General features: G+C 62.9%; 13 protein-coding genes and 2 pseudogenes. 3 read left to right on the top strand and 12 right to left on the bottom strand.

Translation table 11 applies throughout. From position 1 onward, the window contains the following. Positions 1 to 23 precede the first annotated feature (23 nt). Complete coding sequence (radA, locus tag AC0V7N_RS28720; protein WP_475451569.1) at positions 24 to 1,427, bottom strand: DNA repair protein RadA; 1,404 nt, start codon at positions 1,425 to 1,427, stop codon at positions 24 to 26. A gap of 252 nt (positions 1,428 to 1,679) precedes the next feature. Next, entirely contained in the window at positions 1,680 to 3,173 is a 1,494-nt protein-coding gene (locus tag AC0V7N_RS28715) for a replicative DNA helicase (protein WP_027045351.1), read from the bottom strand. A 306-nt stretch (positions 3,174 to 3,479) separates the two neighbouring features. On the opposite strand from AC0V7N_RS28715, the gene AC0V7N_RS28710 reads away from it, so the two are divergent. Beyond that, positions 3,480 to 4,436 (top strand): IS481 family transposase, encoded by a 957-nt coding sequence (locus AC0V7N_RS28710; RefSeq protein ID WP_475451568.1) that lies wholly within the window; start codon positions 3,480 to 3,482, stop codon positions 4,434 to 4,436. Here AC0V7N_RS28710 and AC0V7N_RS28705 read toward each other — a convergent pair. The 9 genes from AC0V7N_RS28705 to rpsF all read right to left on the bottom strand — a co-directional run bounded on the left by AC0V7N_RS28705 (position 4,433) and on the right by rpsF (position 11,298). Beyond that, entirely contained in the window at positions 4,433 to 5,662 is a 1,230-nt protein-coding gene (locus tag AC0V7N_RS28705) for an RNA polymerase sigma factor (protein ID WP_475451567.1), read from the bottom strand. The two genes, AC0V7N_RS28710 and AC0V7N_RS28705, sit on opposite strands and share 4 nt — an antisense overlap. Continuing rightward, complete coding sequence (locus AC0V7N_RS28700; RefSeq protein ID WP_475451566.1) at positions 5,659 to 6,024, bottom strand: YciI family protein; 366 nt, start codon at positions 6,022 to 6,024, stop codon at positions 5,659 to 5,661. Before AC0V7N_RS28700 ends, AC0V7N_RS28705 begins: the two co-directional genes overlap by 4 nt. A 22-nt stretch (positions 6,025 to 6,046) precedes the next feature. Beyond that, entirely contained in the window at positions 6,047 to 6,760 is a 714-nt protein-coding gene (locus AC0V7N_RS28695) for a DUF1428 domain-containing protein (RefSeq protein WP_475451565.1), read from the bottom strand. A gap of 141 nt (positions 6,761 to 6,901) precedes the next feature. Further along, positions 6,902 to 7,873 carry a small ribosomal subunit Rsm22 family protein gene (locus AC0V7N_RS28690; RefSeq protein ID WP_475451564.1) on the bottom strand — a complete coding sequence of 324 codons (972 nt, stop codon included), beginning with the start codon at positions 7,871 to 7,873 and terminating at the stop codon, positions 6,902 to 6,904. Position 7,874: 1 nt separating this feature from the next. After that, complete coding sequence (locus AC0V7N_RS28685; RefSeq protein ID WP_475451563.1) at positions 7,875 to 8,198, bottom strand: YnfA family protein; 324 nt, start codon at positions 8,196 to 8,198, stop codon at positions 7,875 to 7,877. A gap of 79 nt (positions 8,199 to 8,277) precedes the next feature. Further along, the gene (locus AC0V7N_RS28680) at positions 8,278 to 9,570 is read right to left on the bottom strand and encodes a cyclopropane fatty acid synthase (protein ID WP_475451562.1); all 1,293 of its coding nucleotides are present in this window, start codon (positions 9,568 to 9,570) and stop codon (positions 8,278 to 8,280) included. A 174-nt stretch (positions 9,571 to 9,744) separates the two neighbouring features. After that, a complete protein-coding gene (rplI, locus tag AC0V7N_RS28675) occupies positions 9,745 to 10,329 on the bottom strand; it encodes a 50S ribosomal protein L9 (protein WP_475451561.1) in 585 nt (194 codons plus the stop codon). Positions 10,330 to 10,546: 217 nt separating this feature from the next. Continuing rightward, complete coding sequence (gene rpsR / locus AC0V7N_RS28670; RefSeq protein ID WP_006203718.1) at positions 10,547 to 10,795, bottom strand: 30S ribosomal protein S18; 249 nt, start codon at positions 10,793 to 10,795, stop codon at positions 10,547 to 10,549. Further along, positions 10,795 to 11,298, bottom strand: coding sequence for a 30S ribosomal protein S6 (rpsF, locus tag AC0V7N_RS28665; protein ID WP_027045356.1), 504 nt, complete (start codon positions 11,296 to 11,298; stop codon positions 10,795 to 10,797). The genes rpsR and rpsF overlap by 1 nt, the downstream gene beginning before the upstream one ends. A gap of 462 nt (positions 11,299 to 11,760) precedes the next feature. On the opposite strand from rpsF, the gene AC0V7N_RS28660 reads away from it, so the two are divergent. Next, positions 11,761 to 13,398, top strand: a complete 1,638-nt coding sequence (locus tag AC0V7N_RS28660) for a pilus assembly protein TadG-related protein (protein ID WP_475451560.1) — start codon at positions 11,761 to 11,763, stop codon at positions 13,396 to 13,398. Between the two features lie 46 nt (positions 13,399 to 13,444). Here AC0V7N_RS28660 and AC0V7N_RS28655 read toward each other — a convergent pair. Then, positions 13,445 to 15,405 (bottom strand): annotated as a pseudogene (locus AC0V7N_RS28655) (LTA synthase family protein). A gap of 245 nt (positions 15,406 to 15,650) precedes the next feature. On the opposite strand from AC0V7N_RS28655, the pseudogene fabD reads away from it, so the two are divergent. Next, positions 15,651 to 16,597, top strand: a pseudogene (gene fabD, locus AC0V7N_RS28650) (ACP S-malonyltransferase). Positions 16,598 to 16,650 lie beyond the last annotated feature (53 nt).

Below are 16,650 nucleotides of genomic sequence, written 5' to 3'. Positions count from 1 at the left end.
TTTTCACGGCTCGGCGAGCCGCGTCACTCTTCGTCGTCGGCGCGGCTTCGCCGTGAGCCGGCTATGCGCGCCACGAGGTCGGCAAGCTCGGTGGGCTGGAAAGCGCCGGCCCCGATCCCTCCAGCAAGTTCCTCGCTGCCCAAGGGCAGAACCGCGCTACCAAAACCCAGCTTTTCGGCTTCCTTGAGGCGCTGCTGCGCATGCGCAACCGGCCTCACAGCGCCCGAAAGGCTGATTTCGCCGAAATAGACGCAATCGGCGGGAAGGGCAAGACCGGTGAGCGAGGAAACCAGTGCGGCCGCTACCGCCAGATCGGCGGCGGGTTCCGAGATTCGATAGCCGCCGGCAACGTTGAGATAGACATCGTGGCTGCCGAAGCGCACGCCGCAATGGGCTTCGAGAACCGCCAGGATCATCGACAGCCGGGCGCCGTCCCAGCCGACCACCGCCCGGCGCGGCGTGCCGAGTGAGGACGGCGCGACCAGCGCCTGGATCTCGACCAGAACCGGCCTCGTGCCTTCCATGCCGGCGAAAACGGCCGCACCGGGCGATTTCGCATGCCGCTCGCCGAGGAACAGCTCGGAGGGATTGGCGACCTCGCGCAAGCCCTTGTCCGACATTTCGAAGACGCCGATCTCGTCTGTCGGCCCAAAACGGTTCTTCACCGTGCGCAGGATGCGGTAGTGATGGCCGCCTTCGCCTTCGAAGTAGAGCACGGCATCGACCATGTGCTCGACGACGCGTGGACCGGCGATCTGGCCTTCCTTGGTGACATGGCCGACCAGCACGATCGCGGCACCCGTGGATTTCGCATAGCGGATCATCGCCTGGGCGGCGGCGCGCACCTGGGTGACGGTGCCGGGCGCCGAATCGGCGAGATCGGTCCACAGTGTCTGGATGGAATCGAGAATGACCAGATCCGGCCGCTTGCCGTCGGCGATGGTGGCGAGAATGTCTTCGACATTGGTCTCGGCTGCCAGTTCCACCGGCGTGTCGGCGACGCCGAGCCGCTGCGCCCTCAGCCTGATCTGGGCGACGGCTTCCTCGCCCGAGACATAGACGATGCGGTGGCCTCGCGACGCAAGAGCCGCTGCCGCCTGGGTAAGCAGCGTCGACTTGCCGATACCGGGATCGCCGCCGACCAGCAACGCCGAGCCGCGCACGAAGCCGCCGCCGGTGGCGCGGTCGAGTTCGCCGATGCCCGAGATGATGCGCGGCGCGTCCTCGATATCGCCGGAAAGCGTGGTCAGCACCACCGCGCGGCCCTTGCGGGCGTTGCGCGTGTTGGCTGGCCCCGAGCCGATGCCGCCGGACGTGCCTTCCTCGACCAGCGTGTTCCACTCGCCGCAGGCATCGCATTTGCCGGCCCAGCGCTGATGCACCGATCCGCAGTTCTGGCAGATGAACTGGACGCGCGATTTAGCCATCAGGTGTGGCCTGCGACAAATGAAAGATAGGTCGGCGGGACAGCGCCCCCCTCTGTCCTGCCGGACATCTCCCCCACGAGGGGGGAGATCGACTCGCGCGTCGGATTTCGCCAATTTTCAGCGTTGCAGAAACGAGCGCCGGCATGGGTGACAGCCAATCTCCCCCCTTGTGGGGGAGATGTCCGGCAGGGCAGAGGGGGGCGCCGCAGAGCGCCTTGGTTCCATATTTCTGTTGCGACCGCTGGCAAGAGGCTACTCAAACCTCTCCGCGATATGATGCTCTTCCGCCAGATCGGAGAAGCGGGTGAATTCGCCGTGGAAGGCCAGCGTCACCGATCCCGTCGGTCCGTGGCGCTGCTTGGCGACGATGACCTCGGCCTTGCCGCGCATCTCGTTCATCTCGTTTTCCCACTTGACGTATTCTTCGGTGCCAAGCTTCGGCTCGCGGTTCTTGAGATAATACTCCTCACGATAGACGAACATGACGACGTCGGCGTCCTGCTCGATCGAACCGGATTCACGCAAGTCGGAGAGCTGCGGGCGTTTGTCCTCGCGGCTTTCGACCTGACGCGACAGCTGCGACAGCGCGATGATCGGCACGGCCAGCTCCTTGGCGAGCGCCTTCAGGCCGGTGGTGATCTCGGTGATTTCCTGCACGCGGTTCTGCGAAGACTTGGCGGATGAGCCCTGCATCAGCTGGATATAGTCGATGACGATCAGGTCGAGGCCGCGCTGGCGCTTCAGGCGACGCGCGCGGGCAGACAGCTGGGCAATGGAAATACCACCGGTCTGGTCGATGAAAAGCGGAATCTTCTGCATGGTCTGCGAACAGGCGACCAGCTTTTCGAAGTCCATTTCGGTGATTTCGCCACGACGAATCTTGGACGACGAAATTTCCGTCTGTTCGGAAATGATACGGGTGGCGAGCTGTTCCGACGACATTTCGAGCGAGAAGAAGCCGACAACGCCGCCATTGGCCGCCTTGAACGAGCCATCGGCCTGCTGCGCCGGCTCATACATCTCGGCAATGTTGAAGGCGATGTTGGTGGCGAGCGATGTCTTGCCCATGCCTGGACGGCCGGCGATGATGATCAGATCGGACGACTGCAGGCCGCCCATGCGGCGGTCGAGATCGCGCATGCCGGTGGCAAGGCCCGACAGATGGCCGTCGCGCATATAGGCGGCGTTGGCCATGTCGACCGCGGTCTTGACCGCGTCGGTGAAGCTCTCGAAACCGCCATCGTAGCGTCCGGTTTCGGCGAGTTCGAACAGGCGGCGCTCGGCGTCCTCGATCTGCTCGGAAGGCGACATGTCGACCGGCGCGTCATAGGCGATGTTGACCATGTCCTCGCCGACGGTGATCAGCGCGCGGCGCGTCGCCAAATCATAGATGGCGCGACCATAGTCGGTGGCGTTGACGACGGTGACGGCTTCCACCGCCAGCCGCACGATATATTGCGCCACCGTCATGTCGCCGACCTTCTCGTCGGCCGGCAGGAAGGTCTTCAGTGTGATCGGCGTCGCCACCTTGCCCATGCGGATGAGCTCGGCCGCGATTTCGAAGATCTTGCGATGCAGGGGTTCGTGGAAATGGCCTGGCTTCAGGAAGTCGGAGACACGATAGAAGGCATCGTTGTTGACGAGGATGGCGCCGAGCAGCGCCTGCTCGGCCTCGATGTTGTTCGGGGCCTCACGATAAAGCGGTTGCTGCTCCGCCACGCCGAATTTTCGCGCTGCCTCTGCCATGATATCCCCGATTTCGATCCCGATCCGTCGCTAGCAGAGGCGATTGATGAGGCCTAAACAAACTTTGACTTATCCCGCTTGTGCACACGATTCACAGCGTCGAAAAAATTTGTGCATGCGGGGTACGAAATTCGATTGACGAATCGAGCGTCAAAGATACCGGCGCGGAAAGAACGAAACAAGAAAATTCCAAGGCTTGTCCAGCCAGAATCGCAGCACTAGCTGTGAGCTTTCAGAAGGTTGTCCATTCGGACCGGACCGAGGAGACTGGAGTTACCAGGCTTCAGCACTCGTGGGAGGGTCCGAATGAACATCCATAAGAATGCCCGTCTGACGCCGCTGCGTCGAGAGGAGATGGCGCTGGCGGTGATAGAAGGCGGTTTTTCCAAAGCCAATGCGGCGCGGACGTATGGTGTGTCGGCGAAGATCGTGGCGCGCTGGGTCGAGCGCTACAAGGCCGAGGGCAGCAAAGGCATGGCCGACCGCTCGTCGCGGCCCACCGTCATGCCGAGCATGACCGAACAGGCCGTGGCCGAGCGCATCGTCGCCTTGCGCCGCCAGCGGCTGACCGGCAAGCACATAGCCATGGAGGTCGGCGTGTCGCCCGCCACCGTCAGCCGGGTTCTCAAGCGTGCTGGACTGTCGCGGCTCAGAGACATCGAGCTGGCCGAACCGGTCCGACGCTACGAACGCGAGCATCCCGGCGACATGATCCACATCGACATCAAGAAGCTCGGGCGATTTGAACGGGTTGGCCACCGCATCACCGGCGATCGCACCGGCCAGTCCAACAGTCGCGGCGTGGGCTGGGAGTTCGTTCATGTCTGCATCGACGACGCTTCGCGCGTCGCCTTCTCGCAAATACTGCCCGACGAGCGCAAGGAAAGCGCCATCGCCTTCCTCAAGGCAGCGGTGGCCTATTATGCCAGCCTTGGTATCTCAGTCGCGCGCGTCATGACCGACAACGGCTCGTGCTACAGATCGAAAGCCTTCGCCACGACCTGCCGCGAGCTTGGCCTCAAACATATCCGCACAAAGCCCTATACGCCGAAGACCAATGGCAAGGCAGAGCGCTTCATTCAGACCGCGCTCAGGGAATGGGCCTACGCCATTGCCTACCCGACCTCCGATCATCGTGCCGGAGAACTTCCCGTCTGGCTGCACCGATACAATTGGCATCGACCGCACGGCAGCTTAAAGTCCAAAACACCAATCAGCCGCCTCGGCCTAACCGAGGACAACCTGTTGAGGTTCCACAACTAGAGCTGCCCAAGTCGCGACACGATAAACCGCCGTTCGGCCGGCTGGCTGGCAAGTTCGAGAGCCCGCAGATAAGAGGCTCTTGCCGCCTCTGTCAGGCCAAGCCGCCGCTGCATATCGGCCCGCGCCGCATGCGCCAGGTGGTAGCCATCGAGGCCGCCTTGTGCCATCACGTCTTCGATCGCCGCCAGGCCGGGCTGTGGCCCGTCGCGCATGCCGAGCGCCGCCGCCCGATTGAGCGCTACCACCGGTGAGGGCGCCACTCGTTCCAGCACATTGTAGAGCGCGATGATCTGGGACCAATCCGTCTCAGTCGTGCTCGCCGATTCGGCATGAACGGACGCGATGGCCGCCTGCAGGATGTAGGGCCCGACGCGTCGCGAAGCGAGCGCCTGGCTGATCAGCCCATCGGCCTCGGCAATCAAATTTCGATCCCATCGCGACCGGTCCTGATCTTCCAGCAACACGAGATCCCCGCTCGCATCGATCCGTGTCGCGCGCCTTGCTTCATGCAACAACATCAACGCCAGCAGCCCTTGCGCTTCGGGCTGGTCAAGCAGATCCACCACCAACCGGCCGAGACGGATCGCCTCGGCGCACAGATCAGCGCGCGTCAGGCTTGGTCCCTGGGTTGCCGCGTAGCCTTCGTTGAAGATCAGGTAGATCACCTGCAGCGCACTCTCGAGGCGTGCCGGCAGTTCGCCGCGGTCAGGCACCTCGTAGGGAATAGCCTCGTCGCGTATCCTTGCCTTGGCCCGCACAATACGCTGGGCAATGGTCGGCGCCGGTGTCAGATAGGCGCGGGCGATCTCTTCGGTGGTCAAGCCACCCACCTCGCGCAGGGTCAAGGCAATGCGTGCGTCCGGCGCCAGCGCTGGATGGCAACAGACGAAGATGAGCCGCAGTTCATCGTCCCCGATGTCTTCGGGCATGGGCGGTTCCACCATCGGTTCCGCCAAAGCCGAAAGTTCCGGCAAGGTGCTCGCCAGCCGCGCTTCCCGGCGCCAGCGATCAATGGTTCTGAAGCGGCCGGCCGAGACCAGCCAGGAATAGGGATTGGCCGGCACGCCTTGGCGCGGCCATTGCTCGGCGGCGGCGGCGAAGGCCTCATGCAAGGCCTCCTCCGCCGCGTCGAAACCGCCGAGCAGGCGGATCAAGGTCGCCAGCACGCGCCGCGCCTCGGTGCGGTACACCGTCTCCAGGCAAGCGTGCGTGCCGGCGGCGTTCACAGCACAGGCCGAGGCTGGCTGAAGTCGACGATCGGACGGACTTCGATATGGCCGATCGTGGCCAATGGATGTCCGCTTGCCACCCGCACCGCTTCGTTGAGGTCACGGGCTTCGATGACGACGATCCCGCCCAGGATTTCCTTGGTCTCCATGAACGGGCCGTCGACAGCCGACATTTTGCCGTCGCGAACCTGCAAGGTCATCGCTTGTTCCGGCAGCACCAGAGCTTCGCCGGTGACGAAGTGGCCGCTGGCCTTCAGCACCTCGTCATATCCGGCGCACTCGGCGAGTGCGGCGTTGGCTTGCGGGCTTCCGCCGAAGAGTGCCTGAGGGTGATAGTAGATGAGACAGGCATAGCGCATGATGGTCTCCTGGTTTCCGAGGTCAGGCGTCGAGGATCGGCGCGAAGCCGCCATGGACCCTTCGATTGTTGTCGTAGGGCATCATGTCGGCATACATGCGCGGATCGGCAATCACCTTCTTCCAGCCTTCGTCACGAACCTGCTTCGACGGCCATTCGACCCAGGCATAGACGACAGCTTCCCCGTCTGTCGCTTTCACCGCTGTCCTGTAGTCGGTGACCTCGCCCGCGGAGATGTCGTCGCCCCAGGCTTCGACGATGCGGGTGGCGCCGAATTCCCGGATCACGGCGGCATGCTTCGCCGCCACGGCAAGGTAGGTAGCCTTGTTGGCGATGGGAACCGGCACCAGCGAGCCATCAATATACCCGGCCTTGCCAGGTCTGCCCTCGTCGATGATTGAGGTGAAGCCGCCTATCATCATGCGTTGGCCGTCGAATGGCATGGTTGCGACCATCTTCGCCACACGCGGATCGCTCATCATCGTATGGTAGGCGGCGTCCGCCGCTGCCTTGTCCAGATATTCGTGCCACGAAAAGGTGACGACCTCGTCCGGCGTTGCCTTCACGGCGCTCTTGAAGTCGGTGGTCTTGCCGCCGGGGACGTCGTCACCCCAGGCTTCGATCATCCGGGTCGCGCCGAATTCCTTCAGCACCGACGCCGCCTCGGCGACATGCTTGCGATAGGCTTCCTTGCTGGCGGCGGGCACGGCGGCGACAAATCCTGCGATATAGTTCATTGCGTTTCTCCTCTTGGCTGATGTTTGACGCTTTGGCGTCTCGGGAAGGCCCGAGAACGCCAATGGTCGAACGGCCCAGCCTGGATTCGACATTGCTGCGAAATTTTTCTTGGGCGGCGCTGTCTGAATGCCGTTGCCGCTCTATTCGGACGCCAGCCTGTCGCCCCAGTCCAGCCGCCGGGCCAGCTTGAAGTCCGCGCCGTCACGCTTGGTGAACAGTTGCTCCGTGGCCGTGCCGTCTTCCCGGCAAAGCTTGAGCAGAACCTTGCCCGATCCGGATTTCGGCGGTGCGATGACCCGCGCGGCGTGGGAGGCAGCCGGGTGGCGCGAAGCGGCGACAAAAATGAATTTCTCGTCTTCCCAAGGCACTTCTGCGTCCTTGGCCAGCCGGTGCAGGCGCGAGCGGGCGACGCGGCGGGAAAAGTGGCACCAGTCGGGCGGGTCGAGCGGGCACGGCGCCTCGTGCGGACAAGGCGCCAGCAGATGCGCGCCGGCCGCGATCAGCTGCGCGCGCACCGCCAGAATCCGCTGCCAGCCCGCCGGCGTGCCCGGCTCGATGATCAGCAAAGTGTCTGTCGTCAGTTGCCATAGCCGGTCGACCATTTTGGGCAGCGATGCCGGCACGATCTCGTCCAGCACATAGGCGCAGGTGACGAGGTCTGCCGGCTGAAAATCGGCAAGGTCTGTTGTGACGTCGCCGGCCTGCCAGACCGTTCGGGCTGTGATGGCATTGGCGGCAAGCATCTCGCCGACCTTGCGCACCGCCGCACTCGCTTCCAGCAAAACGGCCTGTTCGAGATCAGGCCAGAGCTCGCTGGTGGCCCAAAGCACCGTACCAGGACCGGCGCCGACATCGAGTAGGGTTTTCGGCATGAAATCCGGCCGGGCTGCGTTCAGCGTGTCTAGGCTGGCGCGGACCGCGGCATAGGTCGCCGGCAGCCGTGTCGCCAGATAGGCCCTGACCGCCATGTCCTGTGCCATGTGCAGGCGGCCGTCGCGCAGTTCGGCGCGGTAGCGGTCCGACAGGGTTTTCGCCGCCTGCTTCAGTTCTGGCAGCGGAACTTTTTCCAGGATGCGATCGACAGCTTGTCGAAGAGAGGCCGGCAACTCCACGCTATGCTCCTCGCGGTGCGAGCAGAATGTTCGAGGCGCCGGCTATGCAAAGCGCCGCGCCGCCAAGATCCCACCGGTCGGGCCGCACGCCCTCCACCAGCCACAGCCAGGCCAGCGAGGCGACGATGTAGATGCCGCCATAAGCGGCATAGGCGCGGCCTGCGGCATTGGTGTCGACCAGTGCCAGAAGCCAGGCGAACAGAAGCAGCGAGACGAAGCCCGGTGCCAGCCACAGCGGCGATCTTTCCAGCCGCCACCAGGCCCATACCGAAAAACAGCCGGCGATCTCGGCCAAGGCCGCGGCGGCATAGAGGAGATAGGTCATGAAAAAGGCCTCGCGACGATCACGAGGCCTTTTTCGGGCAGGGGCCGAGAATGGCAAGCGCCAATGGGGAACGGCGTTTCTACTCCGCCACCTTGCGGCGCCGGGCGGGCTTTGCGGGCTTCTCCACGGGAGCAGCTTCGCGGCGGCCCATGTCGCGCAATTCCAGCGCCTTTTCACATTTGGCCATATAGTCGCGGGTCATCGGCAGCGTGTCGTTCTTCTTGGCGATCTGGAACTGGAAGATGACCAGATCCTGCCAGCGGAAGGCGGCTTCCGAGGCGGCCAGATAGAATTCCCACATGCGGCAGAAGCGTTCGTCGTAGATCGCCTTGGCCTTGTCGCGATTGGCGTCGAAGCGCTGGCTCCAGTGCTTCAGCGTGTCGGCATAGTGGAGCCGCAGGATCTCGACGTCCGTGACCACGAGGCCCGACTTCTCGATCGCCGGCAGCACCTCCGACATGGCCGGTATGTAGCCGCCCGGGAAAATATACTTGCGGATGAAGGCGCTGGTCGCCCACGGCACGCCGGAACGGCCGATCGTATGCAGGAGCATGACGCCATCGGGCTTCAGCAATGTTGCCGCCTTGTCGAAGAAGGTCCTGAAGTGGTTCACGCCGACATGTTCGAACATGCCGACCGAAACGATGCGGTCGAAGCGCTCGTTGAGTTCGCGATAATCCTTCAGCTCGAAATGGACATGGTTTTCCAGGCCTTGCGCATGCGCCCGGTCGGTGGCGACGCCATGCTGTTCGGTCGACAGCGTCACGCCTTGCACGTCGACGTCGAACGCCTTGGCGAGATAGAGGCCAAGCCCGCCCCAGCCGGAGCCGATGTCGAGCACAGTCTGGCCGGGCTTCAGCCTGAGCTTGGCGGCGATGTGCCGTTTCTTGGCAGCCTGCGCCTCGTCGAGCGTCATGTCCGGCTGTTCGAAATAGGCGCAGGAATACTGCATGTCCTCATCGAGGAAGAGCCGGTAGAGGTCGCCCGACAGATCGTAGTGGCGCTGCACGTTGCGGCGCGAGCGCGAGGTGGTGTTGATCTGCTGCAGGCGGCGAAAGGCATGGCGCAGGCCCTCTATGGCTTTCGACCAGGTTGCGTCGATGCCGCCGCTGCCCATGTTCTGGAAGGCAATACGCATCAGTCCGAGCACGCCGCCTTCGAGAATGTCGAGTTCGCCGTCCATGTAGGATTCAGGCACCGCCAGCATCGGATCGAAGGTGATGGCGCGTTCGGCGTGTCGGGTCTTGATGTGCATGTGCACCGGTTCGCCGCTGCCGTCGCCGAAGACGAAGGTGGCGCCTTTGGGCCCGGTCACCTTGAGATTCCCCGTGCGCACCAGGCGATCGAGAACGCGCTTCAGCAGGATGTTCATAACCAAATGTCCCCTCACGGTCAGACTGGCTGCCTTAATTCTGCAACAATATATAGGGGTTCGAAAAGTTCCATTTGGTACAAAAACGCCCGGGCGAGAGGCCCGGGCATTGGTCCAGAAAGGCTGGATGACGACAAAGTGATCGGAGCGCCGCTCCTCGCTTGTCGTACGCGATCAGGCGTTGTCTTCGCCGCCCTCGAACTCAGTGTTCGGATCGAAGAAGTTCTCCGGCCGCGCATTGTCGTTGATGTCGTCGCCATAGATGGCTTCGGCGGTGGTCAGCGTCTCGCCCTTGGCCTGACGCTCGGCTTCATCGGCCGTGCGGGCGATGTTGAGCGTGATGGTGACTTCGACTTCCGGATGCAGCGCGATCGCCACATTGGTGAGACCGATGGTCTTGATCGGCTGGTTGAGCAGGATCTGGTTGCGGTTGACCGAAAAACCTTCCGCCGTCACCAGATCGGCGATGTCGCGTGTCGACACCGAACCGTAGAGCTGACCGGTCTCGCCGGCCGAACGGACCGCGATGAAGCTCTTGCCGTCGAGCTTTTCGGCAATTTGGCTAGCTTCCGACTTGCGCTCGAGATTGCGGGCCTCGAGCTGGGCGCGCTGGCCTTCGAACTTCTTCTTGTTGGCTTCGTTGGCGCGCAGCGCCTTGCCCTGCGGCAGCAGGAAATTACGGGCAAAGCCGTCCTTGACCTTGACGGTATCGCCCATCTGGCCGAGGCGGGAAACGCGTTCGAGAAGAATGACTTCCATGGTTTTGTTCCTTTTGGCTGGGCGTCTGTCCATTAAGGCAGGCGCCGAATTCTCTGGAACAGGTCAGGAAGCAAAAGGGGCGTTGCCGCCGGTGTCGCTGTCCTGCCTGTCGCGGCAGTTAGAGGCCTTGACCTCAACTCGGGATTTGATGGCTGAACCGGTCATGCCCGTCATGGCCGGCGAAAGGAACGGGCGGCGAACCGCCCGTTCGAGAGCATTAGCGGACCACGTAGGGCAGCAGGCCGAGGAAGCGGGCGCGCTTGATCGCCTTGGCGAGTTCACGCTGCTTCTTCTGGCTGACGGCGGTGATGCGCGACGGCACGATCTTGCCGCGCTCGGAAATGTAGCGCTGCAGCAGACGCACGTCCTTGTAGTCGATCTTGGGCGCGTTGGCGCCGGAGAACGGGCAGGTCTTGCGGCGACGATGGAACGGGCGCCGGGTCGGGATCTGGTTGATGTCGACCATTATTCTGCACCCCCTTCAAAGCCTTCGCGCGGACGGCGCGGACCACGATCAGCACCGGCGTCGCCACCGAAGCTGCGCGGCGGACGATCGCCACGGTCGCCGCGATCACGGTCGCCGAACGAACGCGGGCCACGATCGCCACGGTCGCGGTCGCCGAAGCTGCCGCGCTCGGAGCGCTCTTCGCGCTTCTGCATCATGGCCGAAGGACCTTCCTCATGCGCCTCGACCTTGATGGTCAGGAAACGCAGGACGTCCTCGGACAGACCCATCTGGCGCTCCATCTCGTTGAGCGCTGCCGGCGGGCAGTTGAGGTCCATGAGCGTGTAGTATGCCTTCCGGTTCTTGTTGACCCGGTAGGTGAGGGACTTCAGTCCCCAGTTCTCGACCCGGCCGACGGACCCGCCATTCGCGGAGATGACGCCCTTGTACTGTTCGACAAGCGCATCGACCTGCTGCTGCGAGAGGTCCTGCCGGGCAAGAAACACATGTTCGTAAAGAGCCATTATGGTTCAGTGCCTTTCTTCGTTTCTCTCCCGGTTCCCGGCGGCTAAAGCCTCTGCAACTTCTCTGACCCGCAAACCCTTGAAGGGTACGGGGAAGAAAGGAGCATTTCGAGACGGTCGAGAGCGGAGACACGGGAGGCGGAAACACTTCTGGCTTCACACGAAGGTTTTTTGAAAAACCTACGGCCCTCCGTTCAGCCCCCAGCAAGGACCGGCAGATTGCGGGCGTCTATACAGCAATCCGCTGATAAGGCAAGGGCAAGGTGCGTTCCCGATGTCGCAGGGGCCCTGAAAATCAAGCAGCAGCGCCAGAAGGCGATGATTTCCCGGCAACCGGCCCTTAACCACAATGTCAGGTTGTGCAGGGTTGCGCCCTCGCCGTCAACGGTCGATTCATCATGGAAGGCGCAAAAGCCCGGGCAATCCGCGCAGATCAAGCGGTAAGCATTTCCGGGGGTAAGGATGCTTCTCAACAGATTCTGGCGCTCGAAGAGCGGCAATTTCGCGCTTCTGATGGGGCTCGGCCTGCCGGCCATCCTGTCGGCCGTGGCCTTCGCGGTCGACGTGTCCACCATCATGCGAGCCAAGAGCAACCTGCAGAATGCGCTCGACTCCGCAAATCTTGCCTCCTCGCATCTCGGCGATCTCGACATCACACGTACCGACGCTTTCAATCGCTATTTTCAGGCCAACATCGCCGGGCATGGCGAACTCGCCAACGCGCAGGCGACGCTGACCGTCGACAAAGGCGTCAACTACATCAAGACGAAAGCTGTCGCCTCGGCGGACGTCAAGTTGAACTTCGCCTTCCTGTTCGGCGAGAACAAACTCATCGTCGTCGATGCCTCGGCTGTCGAATCGAACAATCAGCTCGAAGTCGTGCTGGTGCTGGACAATACCGGCTCGATGGCCGGCGCCCGCATGACGGCGTTGAGAACGGCGACGAAGTCACTGCTGGACACGCTCGAGGCGACAAAATCACCGACGCGCCAGGTTCGTGCCTCGCTGGTTCCCTTCGTCACGGCGGTCAATGTCAATGGCGACGGGTTCGATCCGTCCTGGATCGACATGGACGGCAAATCCTCGACCAACGGCATCAATTTCCCCGTCATCGATGGCAAGCGGCCGAACCATATGGCGCTGTTCAAGCAATTGGGGCTGAAGGGCGGATGGAAAGATACCGGATGGAAAGGCTGCGTCGAGGCTCGCCCCGGCGCCTACAACGTCTCTGATACGCCGCCGGATCCAAACAAACCCGACACGCTGTTCGTCCCTTACTTCGCTCCCGACGATCCGGCGCCTGCCACCAAGCCGTCAGGCTCCTACGGCAACTCGGCCACCGGCTACAACAATTCGTACCTCGACGACACCATCGACAAGGTTAAACTCGCCGAGCCGGGCGTCAACATACTGGGCATCGACCTCAGCGGCCGGCTTGGCAGCGTGGTCGACGCACTGTTGGGCGCGGACCTGGAAAAGATCGCCAAATATGTCGCGTCGACGAACAAGATCGTCACCGAGACCGGCAGCGCGATCACCGTTGGCCCCAATCGCTCCTGCCCAACCCCTGTCGTTCCCCTGACCGATGATTTCGACAAATTGCGCAAGGCGGCGAGCCAGATGACGGAGTGGAACGGTTCCGGCACCAACGTCTCCGAGGGGCTGTCGTGGGGCATGCGCGTGCTGTCACCCGGCGCGCCCTATACCGACGGGGTGCCATTCAAGACGCCGGGCGTCAGCAAGATCGTCATGCTGCTTACCGATGGCGAGAATGTCGTCTATGGCGCCAGCAATCAGCCGACCAAGTCCGACTACACATCCTATGGCTATCTGGCGGGTGGCCGCTTCGGGTCGGACAACCAGACGACTGCGGCGCGCAATGTCGACGGCTGGACCAAGAGCGTCTGCACGCAGTTGAAGAACGAGGGCGTGCAAATCTACACAATGGTGCTGCAGTCGGATACCGCCGCCAACCGCACGCTCTACAGCGCCTGCGCTTCCGACCCCAGCGGCTATTATGCCGTCAACGATCCGGCAAAACTGCCGAACGTTTTTCAGCAAATCGCCAACAAGTTCTCGAAGCTGCAATTGACGAATTGAGCGCTCAATCTCGAGAGGCCGCTACATCTGAAGGGATCGGAACCCTTCAACTCGTATGGGCGACAACCTTGTCGACCGTCTCGGGGAAGAAGTCGGGCGCAGCGCTGCGCTTGCCGAACATCATGTCGTACTGGATGAGCCGGAAATCGCGGATCGCCGGGTCGATCTCCTTTTACGCGACCAGTCGGGCGTGGCCTCGCCGGCCGGGGTCAGCAGCAGGTTGCGGTCGACGACGCGGTAACGTTCCCGCATCTCGCCCAGGAAGCCCGTGTAGTAGGGATGGGTAATCCCCGCGGTGGTGAGGATATGATAGGGCAGGAAGGCCGGGCTCACCGCGCCAAGGTTCTCGACCGAACCGGAGCGGTTCGACCAGATGATCAGTGGCGTCTGATGATGCTCCAATGCGTCTTGCGGCGTTGCTTCCTTGCGGGGTGCGACATTGTCCTTGAGGAAGCCGGTTTCGACATAGACTGGCCCCAGTGGCGGCAGATGGTCGCCGAAAAAGGCGATGACGGTGGGGCGGGAGCGCTTCTTGGCCCATTCGATCAGCCGTTCAAGGCCGCGGTCCGCGTCGGCTGAACCCTCCGCATAGCTCAGCAGCGAGTCGCGCGCCCATTGGCTGATCGGCGCCTGCACCGAGTGGGTCGGGTTGTAGTAGCGGTTCGGTTCATAAGGACCATGGTTCTGCAGGCTGACCGCGAAGAAGAACACCGGGTCGTCACTGGCGTCGGCTTCGCGGATGATCTCGTCCGTCATCGCCGCGTCCGATGCCAGCGGTCCGCGCTTTTCCATGGGCGGCAGTGTCTCTTCCGACTTGAAATCGTTGAACCCGAAATCGGCGTACACCGCGCCGCGGTTCCAGAACCAGTTGGTGCCGGGATGGATGGCGCGCGCGCGGTAGCCCTCGCTCTTCAGGAAGGTCGCCATCGAAGGCGTCGGCGTGCGCACATATTGCTGGTAGGGGATGCTGCCGGCCGGCAGGAAGGCGTTGGAAAAACCGGTCAGCGCCTCGAATTCGATGTTTGCGGTCATGCCGCCGAACTCGGGCGAGAACATCGAACCGGAACGCAACGCCCGCACGGTGGGAATGGGATCCGGCGTGATGGTGACACCGGGCAGCTTGGTCGGGTCCCAGAAGGATTCGCTCATGACGACGATGATGTCGGGCTTTTCGTCGGGTACCGAGGCCGTCACCTGCGGCCGGTCGATCGCCGCGATCGCCTTGTCTGAATAGCCTGATGGTGCCGAGACATGCGCCATCGGCACGTTGAGCGCGAAGGCGAGCGCAAAGCCGTTCGAGGCGTAGTTTTCCTTCTGGTCCCACATGATCGGGATGATCTGCAGCCGATCCCTGGTCCACGAGAAGGTGGCATAGTCCATGATCGAAACGAAGAAGGCGAGCAGCGGCACGGCCAGCGTCAGCCGGGCAAGGCGGCCCTTGCGGCTGAGTGCGGGAACCTTGCGGCGCCACAGCCGCCAGCCATAGACGAGCAGCGACAGGCCGGCGACGATGCCGACGACCATGGCGAGCGCGGTCATCGGCCGGTCACGCACCAGGAGCGGCAGCAGGGCGGCGATCTGGCGGGCGTAGAGAAAGTCAGTCGGATAGAGGGGATCGCCGAGATAATGCGATTTCTGGTGGCCGACAAAGGCCAGCGACAGGGTCAATGGCGCGACGATCATCAGGCTTTGATGACTGCGGCCGAGCACGGCGTCGAGGCCGATCAGGATCAGCGCGAACACGACGATGGTCGTCCAGCCCGGCTTGAGCGGCTGCAGGAAGAAGGAGACCGTGCCGGCAAAGTCGCCGCGTACGATCAATTCGATGGCAAACACCAGGATGGTTGCGATCGCCAGGCTGATCAATCCGTAACGGACGACAGGCCATCTCCGGCCCGGCAGATAGCCGGTGGACGGATCGTCTTCCAGGAACTGAGGCGCGGCTTTACCTGCGCGTTTCGAACTCTTTGCCACTTTAACTTCCCACCCAGCGACAACCCAAGTCACGCGATTGTCATATAATTGTCACGCGAAGCTAGCGCCTGTGGCGGAAATAAGAAGAGCCAGCAAACGATTCGTGAGCGGTTTTCATCAGGAGTGATCGCCAAAAAGCCTTTCGGAACAGGCACTCGGCGCATGGTTCCGACTCGGGACTGGGCTGAACCGGGCTTGACTTGGCGGCCTGCCTTGCGCCACAGGCAGGAAAAACGCGTGTTATCAGGCAAGCACAACCAGTCTTGGAGAGCCCTCGCATGGCCATTGCATTCACCTTTCCGGGACAAGGCAGCCAGGCTGTCGGCATGGGCAAGGATCTCGCCGATGCCTTTCCCGAGGCACGCAGGATCTTTCAGGAAGTCGACGACGCGCTCGGCGAAAACCTGTCGAAGCTGATCTGGGAAGGTCCGGAAGAGACCTTGACGCTGACGGCCAATGCGCAGCCGGCGCTGATGGCGGTGTCACTGGCGGCGATCAGGGCGCTGGAAGCGCGCGGCTTCTCGCTGAAGGACAAGGTCGCCTATGTCGCCGGCCATTCGCTGGGCGAATATCGGCCCTTGCCGCCGCGGGTTTTGTTTCCGTTGCCGATGCCGCCCGGCTGCTGCGCATTCGCGGCAACGCCATGCAGGCGGCGGTGCCGGCCGGCGAGGGCGCGATGGCGGCGATCATCGGGCTGGAGCAGGCGGATGTCGAAGCCGCTTGCACCGAGGCCGCGCAAGGGGCCGGCAAGGTCTGCCAGATCGCCAACGATAATGGCGGCGGCCAGCTGGTGATTTCCGGCGCCAAGGCCGCGGTCGAACTGGCGGCGAAACTGTGCACCGAAAAGGGCGCCAAGCGGGCGCTGATGCTGCAGGTCTCGGCGCCCTTCCATTCGGCGCTGATGGCGCCGGCGGCCAATGTCATGCGCGACGCGCTCGCCGGGGTAACGAAGCATGCGCCGGCGGTGCCCGTGCTGTCCAACGTCACCGTGACCCCGACCAGTGATCCCGACGAGATCGCGCGGCGCCTGGTCGAGCAGATAACCAGCCGCGTGCGCTGGCGCGAAACGGTGGAATGGTTCGGCGCCAACGGCGTCACCGCGCTTTACGAGATCGGCGCCGGCAAGGTGCTGTCGGGCCTGGCACGGCGCATCAACCGCGACATCGCTACCGCGTCGGTCGGCACATCGGCCGATGTCGAGGCCGCGCTGGCCGCACTTGCATAATCCACTGGCGATTTGACCCCTTCCGTGTGAAGGCTGTTCTCTCAGATCAGGAG

The organism is Mesorhizobium kamtschaticum (genome assembly GCF_056174585.1).
Note: the sequence above shows the minus strand (reverse complement) of the source record. Positions and strands in the feature narration are given on the sequence as shown.